The sequence below is a fragment of the Pseudorhodoferax sp. LjRoot39 genome (genome assembly GCF_964253035.1).
Taxonomy (GTDB): Bacteria; Pseudomonadota; Gammaproteobacteria; order Burkholderiales; family Burkholderiaceae_C; genus Pseudorhodoferax.
Window position 1 is genome coordinate 340,549 of the sequence record NZ_CAXUQL020000001.1, and the last position, 14,015, is coordinate 354,563.

Annotated in this window: 11 protein-coding genes; 3 read left to right on the forward strand and 8 right to left on the reverse strand. The window is 69.7% G+C overall.

Translation table 11 applies throughout. The features are described 5' to 3' along the window. The 5 genes from ACSQ4M_RS01625 to ACSQ4M_RS01645 are packed head-to-tail and all read right to left on the reverse strand — an operon-like array spanning position 1 to position 6,120. Positions 1–1,302 carry an ABC transporter substrate-binding protein gene (locus ACSQ4M_RS01625; protein WP_436187941.1) on the reverse strand — a complete coding sequence of 434 codons (1,302 nt, stop codon included), beginning with the start codon at positions 1,300–1,302 and terminating at the stop codon, positions 1–3. A 28-nt stretch (positions 1,303–1,330) separates the two neighbouring features. Then, on the reverse strand, positions 1,331–2,392 hold the full coding sequence (locus ACSQ4M_RS01630; RefSeq protein ID WP_436187942.1) for a branched-chain amino acid ABC transporter permease: 1,062 nt from the start codon (positions 2,390–2,392) through the stop codon (positions 1,331–1,333). Between the two features lie 3 nt (positions 2,393–2,395). Further along, positions 2,396–3,325, reverse strand: coding sequence for a branched-chain amino acid ABC transporter permease (locus tag ACSQ4M_RS01635; RefSeq protein ID WP_436187943.1), 930 nt, complete (start codon positions 3,323–3,325; stop codon positions 2,396–2,398). A 9-nt stretch (positions 3,326–3,334) separates the two neighbouring features. After that, the gene (locus tag ACSQ4M_RS01640; RefSeq protein ID WP_436193950.1) at positions 3,335–4,159 is read right to left on the reverse strand and encodes an ABC transporter ATP-binding protein; all 825 of its coding nucleotides are present in this window, start codon (positions 4,157–4,159) and stop codon (positions 3,335–3,337) included. Between the two features lie 14 nt (positions 4,160–4,173). Continuing rightward, on the reverse strand, positions 4,174–6,120 hold the full coding sequence (locus ACSQ4M_RS01645) for an AMP-dependent synthetase/ligase (protein WP_436187944.1): 1,947 nt from the start codon (positions 6,118–6,120) through the stop codon (positions 4,174–4,176). Positions 6,121–6,221: 101 nt separating this feature from the next. Here ACSQ4M_RS01645 and ACSQ4M_RS01650 point away from each other — a divergent pair, with 101 nt between their 5' ends. The 3 genes from ACSQ4M_RS01650 to ACSQ4M_RS01660 are packed head-to-tail and all read left to right on the forward strand — an operon-like array spanning position 6,222 to position 8,055. Further along, positions 6,222–6,965 carry a Crp/Fnr family transcriptional regulator gene (locus ACSQ4M_RS01650; RefSeq protein WP_436187945.1) on the forward strand — a complete coding sequence of 248 codons (744 nt, stop codon included), beginning with the start codon at positions 6,222–6,224 and terminating at the stop codon, positions 6,963–6,965. 59 nt (positions 6,966–7,024) lie between these two features. Next, positions 7,025–7,462 (forward strand): FecR family protein, encoded by a 438-nt coding sequence (locus ACSQ4M_RS01655; RefSeq protein ID WP_436187946.1) that lies wholly within the window; start codon positions 7,025–7,027, stop codon positions 7,460–7,462. After that, entirely contained in the window at positions 7,462–8,055 is a 594-nt protein-coding gene (locus tag ACSQ4M_RS01660) for an OmpA family protein (protein ID WP_436187947.1), read from the forward strand. Before ACSQ4M_RS01655 ends, ACSQ4M_RS01660 begins: the two co-directional genes overlap by 1 nt. Here ACSQ4M_RS01660 and ACSQ4M_RS01665 read toward each other — a convergent pair whose 3' ends face one another. Genes ACSQ4M_RS01665 through ACSQ4M_RS01675 form a run of 3 tightly spaced genes read right to left on the reverse strand, consistent with a single transcriptional unit; the run spans position 8,056 to position 13,933 of the window. Beyond that, the gene (locus ACSQ4M_RS01665) at positions 8,056–10,179 is read right to left on the reverse strand and encodes a CHASE2 domain-containing protein (RefSeq protein WP_436187948.1); all 2,124 of its coding nucleotides are present in this window, start codon (positions 10,177–10,179) and stop codon (positions 8,056–8,058) included. Further along, positions 10,176–10,571, reverse strand: a complete 396-nt coding sequence (locus tag ACSQ4M_RS01670) for a response regulator (protein WP_436187949.1) — start codon at positions 10,569–10,571, stop codon at positions 10,176–10,178. The genes ACSQ4M_RS01665 and ACSQ4M_RS01670 overlap by 4 nt, the downstream gene beginning before the upstream one ends. Then, the gene (locus ACSQ4M_RS01675) at positions 10,568–13,933 is read right to left on the reverse strand and encodes a PAS domain S-box protein (protein ID WP_436187950.1); all 3,366 of its coding nucleotides are present in this window, start codon (positions 13,931–13,933) and stop codon (positions 10,568–10,570) included. Before ACSQ4M_RS01675 ends, ACSQ4M_RS01670 begins: the two co-directional genes overlap by 4 nt. Between the last annotated feature and the right edge of the window lie 82 nt (positions 13,934–14,015).

Here is a 14,015-nt window from a genome sequence, read left to right on the forward strand (position 1 = left end):
TTACTGGCAGCTGCGCGGCGTGATCTTCTTGTCGGCCGCGTACTTGGCCGACAACTCCTTGACCATCGGATCGATGATGCTCTTGTCGGACTGGTACCAGTCCGAGGTGATGTTCCACTTGGCGCCGTCCCACTGCACGATGCGCGCCCAGTCGGTGCCCATGTGGTTGCTGCACGAGGTCTTGACCGGCCGCATGATCTCGCCGAAGCCCAGGGCCTTGAGCTTGTCGGCCGTGAGGTCCAGGTTCTCCATGCCCCACTTGACCTGCTCGGCCGTCATGACCTTGCCCTTGCCGAACTTCTCCTGCGCGGCGCGGATGGCCTCGACCTGCAGCATGGAGATCATCATGCCGCGCGTGTGCGCCATCACGCCAACCTCGCCGGCGTTGCCCGCCGTGCCCTGGCCCTTGTCGTAGACGAACTTCTTGAGGTCGTCGTGGACCTTGTCCTTGGCCGCGCTGTTGTGGATGGTGATGGCGTTGTAGCCCTTCGCGCCAGCGCCGATGTCCTTCACGTCGTGGTCCGATCCGGCCCACCAGATCGCGTAGATCTTGTCGCGGGCATAGCCCGTGGCCTGGGCCTCGCGCACGGCGGCGGGCGTCATCACGCCGGCCGACCACAGCAGCACGTAGTCGGGCTTTTGCTGGCGGATCTGCAGCCAGGTGCTCTTTTGCTCCACGCCGGGCGGCGTGACCGGGAACAGCGAGAGCTCGAAGCCTTCCTTGGCGGCGCGCTTTTGCAGCAGCAGGATGGGTTCCTTGCCGTAGGGCGAGTCGTGGTAGACCAGCGCGATCTTCTTGCCCTTGAGGCTGCCCTTCTCCTTCTTGAGGATGTCCTGCACGATGGAATCGGCGGCCGTCCAGTAGGAGCCCAGCAGCGGGAAGTTCCATTCGAACACCGTGCCGTCGGCCGACTGCGACAGGCCGTAGCCCATGGTCACCACGACCTTCTTGTCGGCGAAGGCCTTGTCGGTCACGGCGAAGGTGATGCCGGTGGACTGCGTGTCGAAGCCGGCCGCGCCGCGGTCCTTCAGGCGCTCATAGCACTCCACGCCCTTGGCCGCGTCGTAGGCCGTCTCGCACTCCTCGAATGTGAGCTTGACGCCGTTGACACCGCCGTCGCGCGCGTTGACGAGCTTCAGGTAATCCTGCTTGCCATCGGCCCATGGGATGCCCAGCGGCGCGAACTGGCCCGTGCGGTAGACCAGCAGCGGCACGAACTGATCGGCCTTGGCGTGGGCGCCGGGCGCGGCCAGCATGGACAGGCTGGCTGCGGCTACGGCTGCGAGGGTTTTCAGCTTCATGGGATGTCTCCTGGGGGTGGGTGGGAAATCAGTGAGGGAAGGGCCACAGGCGCAGCTTCTCGCGCGCCGTGAGCCACAGGCGCGCCAGGCCGTGCGGCTCGACGATCAGGAAGAACACGATCAGCGCGCCGAAGATCATGTGCTCCAGGTGCGAGGCCGTGGCCGTGGACAGCGGCAGGCCCAGCCAGTGCGGTACGTAGTTCAGCAACAGCGGCAGCAGCACCATGAAGGCCGCGCCGAAGAAGGCGCCCGAGACCGAACCCAGGCCACCGATGATGACCATGAACAAGAGCTGGAACGAGCGGTCGATGCTGAAGGCCGCCGGCTCCCAGGAGCCCAGGTGCACGAAGGCCCACAGCGCGCCGGCCACGCCGACGATGAAGGAACTCACCGCGAAGGCCGACAGCTTGGCGTAGACCGGGCGGATGCCGATCACGGCGGCCGCCACGTCCATGTCGCGGATCGCCATCCACTGGCGGCCGATGGCGCCGCGCACGAGGTTCTTGGCCAGGAGCGCGAACACGCAGACGATGGCCAGGCACAGCAGGTACTTCTGCGCCGGCGTCTCGATGGACACGCCGAAGAAGGACAGCGCGCCCACGCTGACCGAGCCCGAGGGCGAATCGTTCGTGACCCACTTGACGCGGTTGGTGAACCAGTCGGTGAAGAACTGCGCTGCCAATGTCGCCACGGCCAGGTACAGCCCGCGGATGCGCAGGCTCGGAATGCCGAACAGCACGCCGAACACCGTGGCCGCGAGGCCGCCGCCGATCAGGGAGAGCAGCAGCGGCAGGTCGAAGCGCACCTGCAGGTTGTAGGCCGCGTAGGCGCCGATGGCCATGAAGGCGCCCGTGCCCAGCGAGATCTGACCGCAGTAGCCGACCAGGATGTTCAGGCCCAGCGCGGCCAGCGCCAGGATCAGGAACGGGATCAGCACGGCGCGGAAGAAGTAGTCGCTGGCCAGCATGGGCACGGCGACGAAGGCCACCGCCAGCAGCGCGTAGATCGCGATGCGGTCCTGCAGGACCGGGAAGATCTGCAGGTCCGTGCTGTAGGTCTGCTTGAACTGGCCGTTTTCTCTGTACAGCATCGCTTAGACCCGATCAATGATTTTGTCGCCGAACAGGCCCTGCGGCCGCACCAGCAGGAAGCCGAGCGCCAGCACGTAGGCGAACCAGTTCTCGATGCCACCGCCCAGCATGGGGCCGATGTAGATCTCCGAGAGCTTCTCGCCCGCGCCGATGATGAGCCCGCCGACGATGGCGCCCGGCACCGAGGTCAGCCCGCCCAGGATCACCACCGGCAGCGCCTTGAGCGCCACCAGCGAGATCGAGAACTGCACGCCGAGCTTGGAGCCCCAGATGATGCCGGCCACCAGCGCGACGATGCCCCCGATGGTCCAGACGATGACCCAGATGCGCGACAGCGGGATGCCGATGGACTGCGCGGCCTGGTGGTCGTCGGCCACGGCGCGCAGCGCGCGGCCCGTCGGCGTCTTCTGGAAGAACAGCGTGAGGCCGATCACCAGCAGGGCCGAGATCAGCGCCGCGTAGAGATCCTCCTTGCTCAGCAGCAGGCCGCCCTCGAAGGTGCCTTCCAGCACCATCATCGGGTCCTTGGGCATGCCCACGTCGATCTTGTAGGTGGCGCTGCCGAACAGCAGCTGGCCCGCGCCGTCGATGAAGTAGGCGATGCCCAGCGTGGCCATCAGGAGCGCGATGGGCTCCTGGCCCACCAGCTGGCGCAGCGCGAGCCGTTCGATGAGCCAGGCCAGCACACCCATCAGCGCGATGGCCGCAACCAGCGCCAGCACGTTGGCCAGGATCAGGCTCTGAAAGCCCAGCAGCTTCGGAAACCACTCCGAGAAGCGCGCCATGGCCAGCGCTGCGAACAGCACCATGGCGCCCTGCGCGAAGTTGAAGACGCCCGAGGCCTTGAAGATCAGCACGAAGCCCAGCGCGACCAGCGCGTAGAGCATGCCGGCCATGAGGCCGCCGAACAGTGTTTCGAGAAAAAATCCCATGGCTTGTCTCTAGTGCGTGGTGCCGAGGTAGGCGCGGATCACGTCTTCGTTGGCGCGCACGGCGTCCGGCGTGCCGTCGCCGATCTTCTTGCCGTAGTCGAGCACGACCACGCGGTCGGAGATGTCCATCACCACGCCCATGTCGTGCTCGATCAGCACGACGGTGGTGCCGAACTCGTCGTTCACGTCGAGGATGAAGCGGCACATGTCCTGCTTCTCCTCCACGTTCATGCCGGCCATGGGCTCGTCCAGCAGCAGCACCTGCGGCTCCATGGCCAGCGCGCGGCCCAGATCCACGCGCTTCTGCAGGCCGTAGGGCAGGCGGCCCACGGGCGTCTTGCGGAAGGGCTGGATCTCCAGGAAGTCGATGATGCGTTCGACCTTCTCGCGGTGCGCGATCTCCTCGCGCTCGGCCGGGCCCCAGCGCAGCGCCTGCAGGAAGATGTTGCTCTTCATGCGCAGGTTGCGGCCGGTCATGATGTTGTCCAGCACGCTCATGCCCTTGAACAGGGCCAGGTTCTGGAAGGTGCGCGCCACGCCCATCTCGGCGACCTGGCGCGAGTTCATGTGCTTGAAGGTGTTGCCGCGGAAGGTGATCGAGCCTTCCTGCGGCGCGTAGACGCCGTTGATGCAGTTGAGCATGGAGCTCTTGCCCGCGCCGTTCGGGCCGATGATGGCGCGGATCTCGTGCTCGCGCACGTCGAAGCTGATGTCCGTCAGCGCCTTCACGCCGCCGAAGCGCAGGCTGATGTTGCGCACCTCCAGGATCACCTCGCCGATCTTGCGGCCGGTGGCGGGGGCCTGCGACGAAGGAGGGAACTGGGTGTCGGTCATATTCGGGTCGTACATCAGGCGGCCTTCTTGACAGGTGCGAAGGTCTTGGCGTCGCCCATGCGCAGCGTGGCGCTCACGCTGCCGGTGCGGCCGTCCTCGAACTTCACCTGGGTCTCGATGAACTGCTCGGCCCGGCCGCCGTACAGCGCGTCGATCAGCACCGCGTACTTCTCGGCGATGAAGCCGCGGCGGACCTTGTTGGTGCGCGTGAGTTCGTTGTCGTCGGCATCGAGTTCCTTGTGCAGCACGAGGAAGCGGCTGGCCTGGCTGCCGGCCAGCATGGCGTCCTGCGCAAGGTCGGCGTTGACCTTTTCCACGCACTCGCGCATGAGCTCGTAGACCTCGGGCTTCTGCGCCAGGTCGGTGTAGCCCGCATAGGGCAGGTTGCGCCGCTCGGCCCAGTTGCCCACGGCCTCGAAGTCGATGTTGAGCATCACGGCCACGCTGGCGCGGCCGTCGCCATAGGCCACGGCCTCCTTGATGTAGGGGAAGAACTTGAGCTTGTTCTCCACGTACTTGGGCGCGAACATGGCGCCATCGTTGGCGCCGCCTGCGATGCGGCCCACGTCCTTCACGCGGTCGATGATCTTGAGCTGGCCGCTCGCGTCGAGGAAACCGGCGTCGCTGGTGTGGTACCAGCCGTCGGCCGTCAGCACCTCGTCGGTGGCCTTCTTGTTCTTGTAGTAGCCCTTGAGCAGGCCGGCCGAGCGCACCAGGATCTCGCCGTTGTCGGCCACCTTGATCTCCACGCCCTCGATGGGCACGCCCACGGTGTCGGCGCGCACGGCGTTGTCGGGCTGCAGGCAGACGAACACGGCGGTCTCGGTCGAGCCGTACAGCTGCTTGAGGTTGATGCCGATGGCACGGTAGAAGGTGAACAGGTCGGGGCCGATGGCTTCGCCGGCCGTGTAGGCCACCCGCACGCGCGAGAAGCCCAGGGTGTTGCGCAGCGGGCCGTAGACGCACAGATTGCCGAGCGCGTAGAGCAGGCGGTCCCCCAGCGAGACCGGCTTGCCGTCCATGCGCGCGGGGCCGACACGGCGCGCCACGTCCATGAAGCGGTGGAACATCGCGCGCTTGATGCGGCCGGCGTCTTCCATGCGGATCATGACGCTGGTGAGCAGGCCCTCGAACACGCGCGGCGGCGCGAAGTAGTAGGTCGGGCCGATCTCCTTGAGGTCGATGCTGACCGTGGCCGCCGACTCGGGGCAGTTGACCACGTAGCCGCAGGCCAGCCACTGCGAATAGCTGAAGATGTTCTGCCCGATCCAGGCCGGCGGCAGGTAGGCCAGCACGTCCTCGTCGGCCGTGAGCTTGTCGAAGTCGGCACCCGCCCTGGCACGGTTGAGCAGGCTGCGGTGGGTGTGGACCACGCCCTTGGGGTTGCCCGTGGTGCCCGAGGTGAAGAACATGGCACCCACGTCGTCGGGCCGGCCCTCGGCCACCTGCGCTTTGAAGAAGCCGCTGTCCTGCGCGGCGCGGGCCTGGCCGAGTTCCAGCAATTCCGTGAGACCGGCCAGGCCGCTCTCGCTGTAGTTGCGCAGGCCGCGCGGGTCGTCGTACCAGATGCGCGCGAGCGCCGGGTACTGGCCGCGCACCTCCAGCATCTTGTCGACCTGCTCCTGGTCTTCCACCACGCACATGCGCACTTCGGCGTTGGACAGCGGGAACACGCATTCGGCAGCGACGGCGTCCTGGTAGAGCGGCACGGGGATCGCGCCCAGCGCCTGCGCAGCCAGCATGCAGGCGTACAGCCGGGGCCGGTTGGCGCCCACCACGGCCAGGTGCTCGCCGCGCTGCAGGCCGGCCAATTGCAGGCCGCAGGCGGCGTGCTCGACCATGGTGGCCAGCTCGCGCCAGGTCAGCGTCTGCCAGATGCCGTATTCCTTCTCGCGCATGGCAGGAGCGCCCGGCCGTTCGGCGGCATGCTTGAGCAGCAGTTGGGGAAAGGTGGTGTCCATGACGCTCCTAAGTTCGGCTCCGGCAGGCGCAGCCATGCAGAAGTGGCCGCATCGTAGGCGGGACTTTGACGCCATGATGTCGGCTCAACGACAATCCTAGGGTGACCCCTCCCCCGGAATTACCCGAAGCCTCGCCACTGCACCAGCGCCGCCGTCCACCCACGGTACGCGAACTCGATGGCATTCCCTGGCTGGCCGAACTCACGCCGCCCGAGCGTGCCGCGGTGCTGCCCGAGATCACGGCCGTCAACGCGCGGCCAGGCGACCATGTCTGCCGCATCGGCCGGCCGGTGACCTACTGGTTCGGCGTGATCGAAGGCCTGCTCAAGATGAGCTCGGAGACCGCGCAGGGCCAGACCATGACCTTCGCCGGCCTGCCCTCGGGCGGCTGGTTCGGCGAGGGCACGGCATTGAAGCGCGAGCCCTACCGCTACAACGTGCAGGCGCTGCGCGCCAGCGTGGTGGCCGGCATTCCGGTGGACAGCTTCCACTGGCTGCTGGACCACTCGATCGGGTTCAACCGCTTCGTCATGAACCAGCTCAACGAGCGGCTGGGCCAGTTCATCGCCGCGCGCGAGATCGACCGCCTGGCCGACCCCGACGTGCGCGTGGCGCGCAACCTGGCCGCGCTGTTCAACCCCGTGCTCTACCCCGGTGTGGGCCAGGTGCTGCGCATCACCCAGCAGGAGCTGGCCTACCTCGTGGGCCTGTCGCGCCAGCGCGTCAACGAGGCCCTGGCCACGCTGCAGAAGGACGGGCTGATCCGCACCGAGTACGGCGGCCTGCGCGTGCTGGACCTGGAGCGCCTGCGCACCGAGGTGCCGGGCAGCACCGCTGTCACCTGAAACCGCAGGTGTATCGTTATGTTGTCTCCGAACCACTCCGCGCCTCGCACAGGCTCCCCATGAAACAGCTTCTTCTTTTGTTCGGCGCCGCCCTGACACTGACCGCCGGCAGCGCCATGGCGCAGGCCGCCGGCTATGTGAAGACCACCAGCGGCCAGGCCAGCATCGTCTCGGCCGGCAGGACCGTGCCGGCCCAGCCCGGCATGGCGCTCGCGGTCGGCGACATGGTGCGCACCGGCGCGGACGGCAGCCTGGGCATCACGCTCAAGGACAACACCATGCTGTCCTTCGGACCGTCGACCAGCTTCACGCTGGAAGACTTCCTGTTCGCGCCGGCCGAGGGCCGCCTGCAACTGGGCGGCAGCATCGCCGCCGGCAGCCTGCAGTACGTGTCGGGCGCCATCGCCAGGCTCAAGCCCGAGGCCGTGAAGATCAAGACGCCGACCGGCATCATCGGCGTGCGCGGCACGCGCTTCGTCGCGGTGGTGCAGCCGTGATGCGGCACTGCTCCGCCCTGCTCGCCGCCCTGCTGCTGGCCGGCTGCGCGACGCCGCCGGCACCGCCGCGGGCCTACGTCGCACTGCTGGAGAACGCCGACGGCAGCACCGGGCGCGTGGTCTACAGCAGCCCCACCGGGGCTGCCGAGCTGAAGGGGCCGCGCGAAGCCGTGGCGCTGGACGGTCCGGCCACGGTGTTCAGCGTGAGCCCCGAGCAGCTGCAGCGCGACGCCGGTGCGGCCATGGCGGCCCAGCCGCGCGCGCCGCGCGTGTTCCTGCTGTACTTCGACGTGGGCAATGCACAGATCACGGCCGCCTCCCAGGCGCTGCTGGCCGACATCCTGGCCGACGTGAAGAGCCGCCCGACCGCCGATGTGTCCATCATCGGCCACACCGACACCGTGGGCAGCGCCGAGCAGAACGCCGCACTGGCACTGCGCCGGGCCGAACAGGTCGGCCAGCTGCTCAAGGACGCCATCGCCGCCGCCCAGCATGTGGAGATCACCTCGCACGGCGAGACCAACCTGCTGGTGCCCACGCCGGACGAGGCCGCCGAGCCGCGCAACCGGCGCGTCGAGGTCACAGTGCGCTGATCACTTCCCGTCGAGCACGATGAGGTCGCCGCGCTCGCCGCGGCGCAGGCGCTCCAGGTGCATGCGCACGAGCGCATCGTCCGGCTGCCGCAAGGCCAGCGCCTCGAACAGCGCCAACGCCTCGGGCGCCCCGTCCTCCAGCGCTGCATAGGCCTGTCGATAGGCCGCCAGGGCCGCCGGGTCCACCGGGCCCGGCAGGCCGTCGTGCAGCGGCTGGAACACGCGCAGCGGTTGGATCTTGCCCTTGGGCAGCAGCCGTGCGACAGGACGCACCTGCGCCCCGGTGCAGCCCGCCAGCAGGGCCTCGGACACGCAGACGCGCGTGCCCAGGTACTTGTTGGCGCCTTCGAGCCGCGAGGCGGTGTTCACGGCATCGCCCAGGGCGCGGTAGTCGAACATGGTGCGTCCGCCGAAGTTGCCGATGATGACGTCACCGCTGTGCACGCCGATGCGCGTGTGCCCCAGCGGGCGGCCCTGCGCATAGGCGTGGGCGAAGCGCTGCATCTCCAGCGCACAGTCGTAGGCGCGCTGGCGGTGGTCGTGCTGGTCCAGCGGGGCCGAGAACATGATGGCCAGCGCATCGCCGATGATGCGGTCCAGCGTGCCCTGGTGGCGGAACACGATGGCGATCATGCCGTCCAGGTAGCCGTTGAGCAGGCCCACGGCGTCGGCTGGATCGATGCGTTCCATGAGCCCCGTGAAGCCGGCCAGGTCGGTGAAGATGAAGCTGCACTCGCGCCGCTCTCCCGACAGCGCCAGTTGCTCGGGGTGCCGCACGATGTGCGAGACCAGGTTGGGCGAGACGTAGCGCGAGAAGGCACGCGCCAGCCAACGCCGACGCTGCTCGCTGGCCTGGTAGCGCACCACGCTGGGCACGAGGAAGGCGGCCAGCACGCCGAGCGCCGGCGTCAGCGGGTCGACCAAGAGGCGCTGGGCCGAGAAGGCCCACCAGCCCAGGCCCGCGAACAGGCCCAGCACCGCCAGCAGAGCTGCCGCCGACGGCAGCGGCCCGCGCCGCAGCGCCAGCGCGCCGACCAGCAGGCCGCCCAGCAGCAGCGCCAGCGCCTCCAGCGCCTCCATCTCGGCGGGCCGCTGCAGCAGCGTGCCGGACAGCATCTGCTCCAGCGCCTGCGCATGCACCTCCACGCCGGGCACCACGCTGCCCAGCGGCGTGAAGCGCAGGTCCTGTAGGCCCTGGGCCGAGCTGCCCACCAGCAGCAGGCGGCCACGCAGGGCCGCCCCATCGACCTGGCCCTGCAGCAGCTGCCAGGCCGGGATGCGGCGCGCCGGGTCGCCACGGCCGAAGTGCAGCCAGAGCTCGCCGTCGGCCGTGACCGGCAGCGCATGGCGGCCCACCCGCAGCTCGCGCAGGCCACCGGTGGCACCGCCGTCGGCGCGCAGCAGGATGTTGTGCTGGCCCTGGGCCACGCGCAGCATCTCCACCGACAGCGAGGGCAGCAGCCGCTCACCCGTGCGCAGCACCAGCGGCACACGGCGCAGCACGCCGTCGCCATCGGGCAGGAAGGACAGCGCACCCAGCCCGGCCGCCGCCTGCGCCAGCAGCGGCAGCGGCGCCACCACGCTGCCGCCCTGCGGCACGTAGGCCAGCGCCGGCACGCCCAGCTGCACGTAGCGCGCGCGCTCGGGCAGTTCGGCCGCGGTGCCATCGGGCCGCAAGGAAAAGCCCAGCACCGCCGGGGCACCGGTCAGGCTGGCGGCGAAGCGGGCATCCGGGTCGGGCAGGGCCAGCACCGCGGCACGCGCGGCGGCCGGCAGCGCGGCCAGCTGCGGCAGGGCCCGCGGCGCGCTGCGGTCGGGCTCGGCGAACACGGCGTCGAAACCGACCACCGCAGCCCCGCCGGCGCGGGCGCGGTCGACCAGCTCGGCCATGCGCGTGCGGGGCCAGGGCCATTGGCCCAGCCGCGCCAGGCTCTCCTCGTCCACGTCGACGATGCGCACGCCCATGTCCTGCGCCGCACGTGGCTGCCAGCGCTGGTACTGGTCGAACACCGCATGGCGCATGGCGCGCAGCCAGGCCGGATCGGCCAGCACCACGGCCAGGGCCAGGGCCAGCGTCGCGCCCAGCACGGCCAGCTGGCCGGCCACCCGCCAACGACGGTTCATGCGCTGTCGCCGGCCAGCAGGCCGCGAATGCAGTCCAGCAGCACGGCCCGCTGGAACGGCTTGGTCACGACCGCGCTGGCGCCGGCCTGCAGCGCGCGCGCGCGGTCTTCCGCGTCCGCGCGCGCGGTCAGCAGCAGCACCGGCAGCGCCCTGTAGCGGGCCTCGGCGCGCAGCATGCGCAGCAGCGTCTCGCCGTCGAGTTCGGGCATCATCGCGTCGGTCAGCAGCAAGTCGGGCGTGTGCGCCTGCAGCGCAGCCAGAGCCGCCCGCCCATCCGCCACCACGCTGACGCGGTAGCCCTCCAGCCGCAGCAGGCGCTGCAGGTTGGCGCGGATCTCCGGCTCGTCCTCGGCCACCAGGATGCTGGCGCCGGTCGCTGGTGCCGCACTCACAGCAGCACCCGGAAACAGCTGCCCCGTCCGGCTTCGCTCAGCACCTCGATGCTGCCGCCATGGGCCTCCACCGCCTTCTTGGCGATCGCCAGGCCCAGGCCGGTGCCCGGGATCGCGCCCACGTTGCTGGCGCGGTGGAAGGTCTCGAACAGGTGCGCCTGCTCGGCCAGCGGAATGCCGATGCCGTGGTCGCTGACCTCGAACACGCGGCGCGCGCCGTCGTCGCTGACCCGCAGGCAGACCTGGCCGCCCTGGGGCGAGTACTTGACGGCGTTGGACAGCAGGTTGCCCAGCACATGGCGCAGCAGGCGTTCGTCGAACTGGCCCTCGGGCCGGGCGCTGCAGTAGGCGACGACGATGTCGCCGGCGCGCTCGGGGTACTGGCTGCGCGCCTCCTCGGCGCAGTGGCGGCACAGCGCGGCCAGGTCCAGGGGCTGCGGCCGGCAGTCCAGCATCTGGGCATCGGCCCGGCCGATCAGCAGCATGCGGTCCAGCATGGCGGTCATGCGCTGCACGCCGGAGACGATGCCCTGCAGCACCTCCTGCTGCTCCTGCACCGGCATGCGCTCGCCGTAGTGCGCGACGAGCTCGGCCGAGGACAGGATGGTGGCCAGCGGGGTGCGGAATTCGTGGCTGGTCATGGCCACGAAGCGCGAGCGCAGCACGTTGAGTTCCTGCTGGCGCACCAGCGCGGCGCGGATGTCGTCCTCCGCGCGCTTGCGGTCGGTGATGTCCAGGAAGGTCCAGATCGCGCCGGCCTCGGGGTTCTTGCCGAACACGCAGCGCCCGGCCAGCTGCACCCAGATGCGCTCGCCGTTCTTGCGCACCATCTGGCGCTCGCTGGTGTAGTGGCCGTCGCGGCGCAGGTGCTCGGCTGTCAAGGCGCCCTCGCGCTGGTAGCTCTCCTCGTCCGGGTACAGCATGCGCGAGGGCTGGCCGCTCAGCTCCTCGCGGCTGTAGCCCATGATTTCCAGGAACTTGTCGTTGACCCAGCGGATGTGCCGGTTCACGTTGAAGGCGATGCCCACCAGCACGCTGGCGAAGATGGCTTCGCGCTCGGACAGGGTGCGCTGCAGCGCCACCTCGAGCTCCTTGCGCTCGGTCACGTCCATCACGGTCCAGACCGTGCCGCGCGTGGCGTCAACGGAGCTGACGGCCGTGCCCGTGACGGAGGCCCAGAACAGCGCGCCGTCGCGCCGGCGCAGCTGCAGCTCGGCCTCGTAGGGCTGCTGCGCGGCCATGCGCGCGTCGATCGCGGCGCTGGTGCGGACATGGTCGTCGGGCGTGGGGAACAGGGAGTCGAACGCTACCTCGCCCCAGTTCGGCGCGCTGCGCAGCGCGCGGTCGGTGCGGAAGATGCGGCCCATGGCGCGGTTGGCCCAGCGCAGCTGGCGGTCCTGCGTCAGGAAGGCGATGCCCACGCGCGAGTTCTCCAGGATGGTCTCGCGCTCGGCCAGCGTCTCGCGCAGCCGCGCCTCCAGCGCCTTGCGCCGGCTCACGTCGGAGAAGAAGCCGAGCGAGGCGCTCTTGCCCTCCCAGGGCACCTGGGTCACGCCGATCTCGATCCAGGTGGTGCTGCCGTCCGCATGCTGCAGGCGCAGCTCGTAGCGGTCGGGCACGGGCTCGCCGGCCACGCGCTGGCGCTGGCGTTCGGCGACCATGGCGCGGTCTTGCGGGTGCACGGGCTCGACGAAACTCTGGCCCAGCAGTTCGCGGCGCGTCCGGCGCGCGATCTGCAGCGCGCGTTCGTTGACGAAAACGAAGCGCTCGTCCTGCACCACGACCATGCCCTCGCCCACATGCTCGACGACGGCGCGGTAGCGCTCTTCGGAACGGTGCAGCGCCTCCAGCATCATCTTGCGGTCGGTGATGTCGGTGAAGAAGGTCAGCGTGGCGCGCTGGCCCGACCAGGGCACGATGGTGGTGCCCATCTCGATCCAGCGCTGCGCGCCGTCGCCGTCCAGCAGCCGCACCTCGTAGCGGCTCTCCACGGGCTCGCCGGCCAGCCGGCGCCGGCGCCGGTCCACCACCATGGCGCGGTCGTCCGGGTGCAGCAGCTGCAGGTAACCGCGCGCATCGAGCTCGGCGCGCGTCATGCGCAGGATCTCCAGCGCGCGCAGGTTCACGAACACCGGCCTGTCGGTCTCGATCACCACCATCGTGCCTTCGCCCGCATGCTCGACCACGGCCCGCATGCGCTGCTCGGACACACGGATCTCCTCCGTCATGGCCTTGTGCTCGGTGATGTCGGTGAAGAAGATCAGCGCCGCGGGCGCGCCACCCCAGGGCACGACGGCCACGCCGATGGCGATCCAGCGCACCACGCCGCCGGGCAGCAGCAGGCGCAGTTCGTAGTGGTCGGGCGGGCTGCCACCCGCCAGGCGCTGGCGCTGGCGCTCCAGCACCATGGCCTGGTCCTCGGGGTGCACGCGCGTGAGAAAGCCGATCTGCTGCATCTGCGCCAGCGGCATGTCGACGATCTGCGCGGCACGCGGGTTGGCGTAGACGATCTTCTCGTCCTGGACCACGACCATGCCCTCGCTGAGGTGCTCGAGCACGGCGCGAAAGCGCTCCTCCGAGGCCAGCAATGCCGCGCGCGTGGCCTTGGCCTCGGTGATGTCGGAGAAGAACACCATGGTGGCGGGCTCGCCGCCCCAGGGCACGACGGTGGCGTGCACGTCCAGCCAGCGCAACTCGCCATCCGGCAACAGCCGGCGCAGCTCGTAGCGGTGCTCGGCCCGGTCGCCGCGCTGGCGCGCCTGCTGGCGCACGGCAGCCAGGCCACGGTCGTCCGGGTGCAGCCACTGCAGGTAGTCGGCACCTTCCACGTCGCCGGCCTGCAGCCGCATGACGGCCAGCGCGCGCGCATTCCAGAACGCCACGCGGCCATGCTGGATCACGGCCATGCCCTGCCCCAGGTGCTCCACCAACGCGCGGTAGCGCGCCTCGGACTGGCGCAGCGCGCGCTGGGTGGACTGGCGCTCGGACACGTCGCGCAGGAACAGCCCCGCGACGCCCTCGCCCGGCAGCGAGAACACCGACAGCTCCAGTGTGATGGCCCGGCCATCGCGGCGCAGCACGTCGAGTTCGAGCAGCCCATCCAGGCCGCGCATTTCGCCCGAACGCAGGTAGGCCTGCAGGCCGCTGGCATGCAGTTCGTCGGCATGCAGCGGCACCAGCAGCGCGGCCAGCGGCTGGCCCAGGGCCTCGCTGCGCGGCCAGCCGAGCAGGCGTTCGGCAGCTGGATTGCACTCGACCACGCGGCCTGCCACATCGGTGGCGAGCACGCCATCGCGCGCATGCGCGATGAGCTGCGCGGCAAAGCCGGTGGTGGCGGACGGAGCGGCGGAATCGGCGCGCATGGTGGGCACAAGGCCGTTCTGGGGCGGCCCAGCATAGCGCATGCCGCGCCTACAATCCGCCCCGTCCCATCCCGTCAAGGAG

What these genes read in the sequence shown, in the direction of transcription:
- ACSQ4M_RS01625 (WP_436187941.1), bottom strand. Translation starts at nt 1,302, where the DNA reads ATGAAGCTGAAAACCCTCGCAGCCGTAGCCGCAGCCAGCCTGTCCATG.
- ACSQ4M_RS01640 (WP_436193950.1), bottom strand. Translation starts at nt 4,159, where the DNA reads ATGACCGACACCCAGTTCCCTCCTTCGTCGCAGGCCCCCGCCACCGGC.
- ACSQ4M_RS01660 (WP_436187947.1), top strand. Translation starts at nt 7,462, where the DNA reads ATGCGGCACTGCTCCGCCCTGCTCGCCGCCCTGCTGCTGGCCGGCTGC.
- ACSQ4M_RS01675 (WP_436187950.1), bottom strand. Translation starts at nt 13,933, where the DNA reads ATGCGCGCCGATTCCGCCGCTCCGTCCGCCACCACCGGCTTTGCCGCG.
- ACSQ4M_RS01655 (WP_436187946.1), top strand. Translation starts at nt 7,025, where the DNA reads ATGAAACAGCTTCTTCTTTTGTTCGGCGCCGCCCTGACACTGACCGCC.
- ACSQ4M_RS01635 (WP_436187943.1), bottom strand. Translation starts at nt 3,325, where the DNA reads ATGGGATTTTTTCTCGAAACACTGTTCGGCGGCCTCATGGCCGGCATG.
- ACSQ4M_RS01665 (WP_436187948.1), bottom strand. Translation starts at nt 10,179, where the DNA reads ATGAACCGTCGTTGGCGGGTGGCCGGCCAGCTGGCCGTGCTGGGCGCG.
- ACSQ4M_RS01645 (WP_436187944.1), bottom strand. Translation starts at nt 6,120, where the DNA reads ATGGACACCACCTTTCCCCAACTGCTGCTCAAGCATGCCGCCGAACGG.
- ACSQ4M_RS01630 (WP_436187942.1), bottom strand. Translation starts at nt 2,392, where the DNA reads ATGCTGTACAGAGAAAACGGCCAGTTCAAGCAGACCTACAGCACGGAC.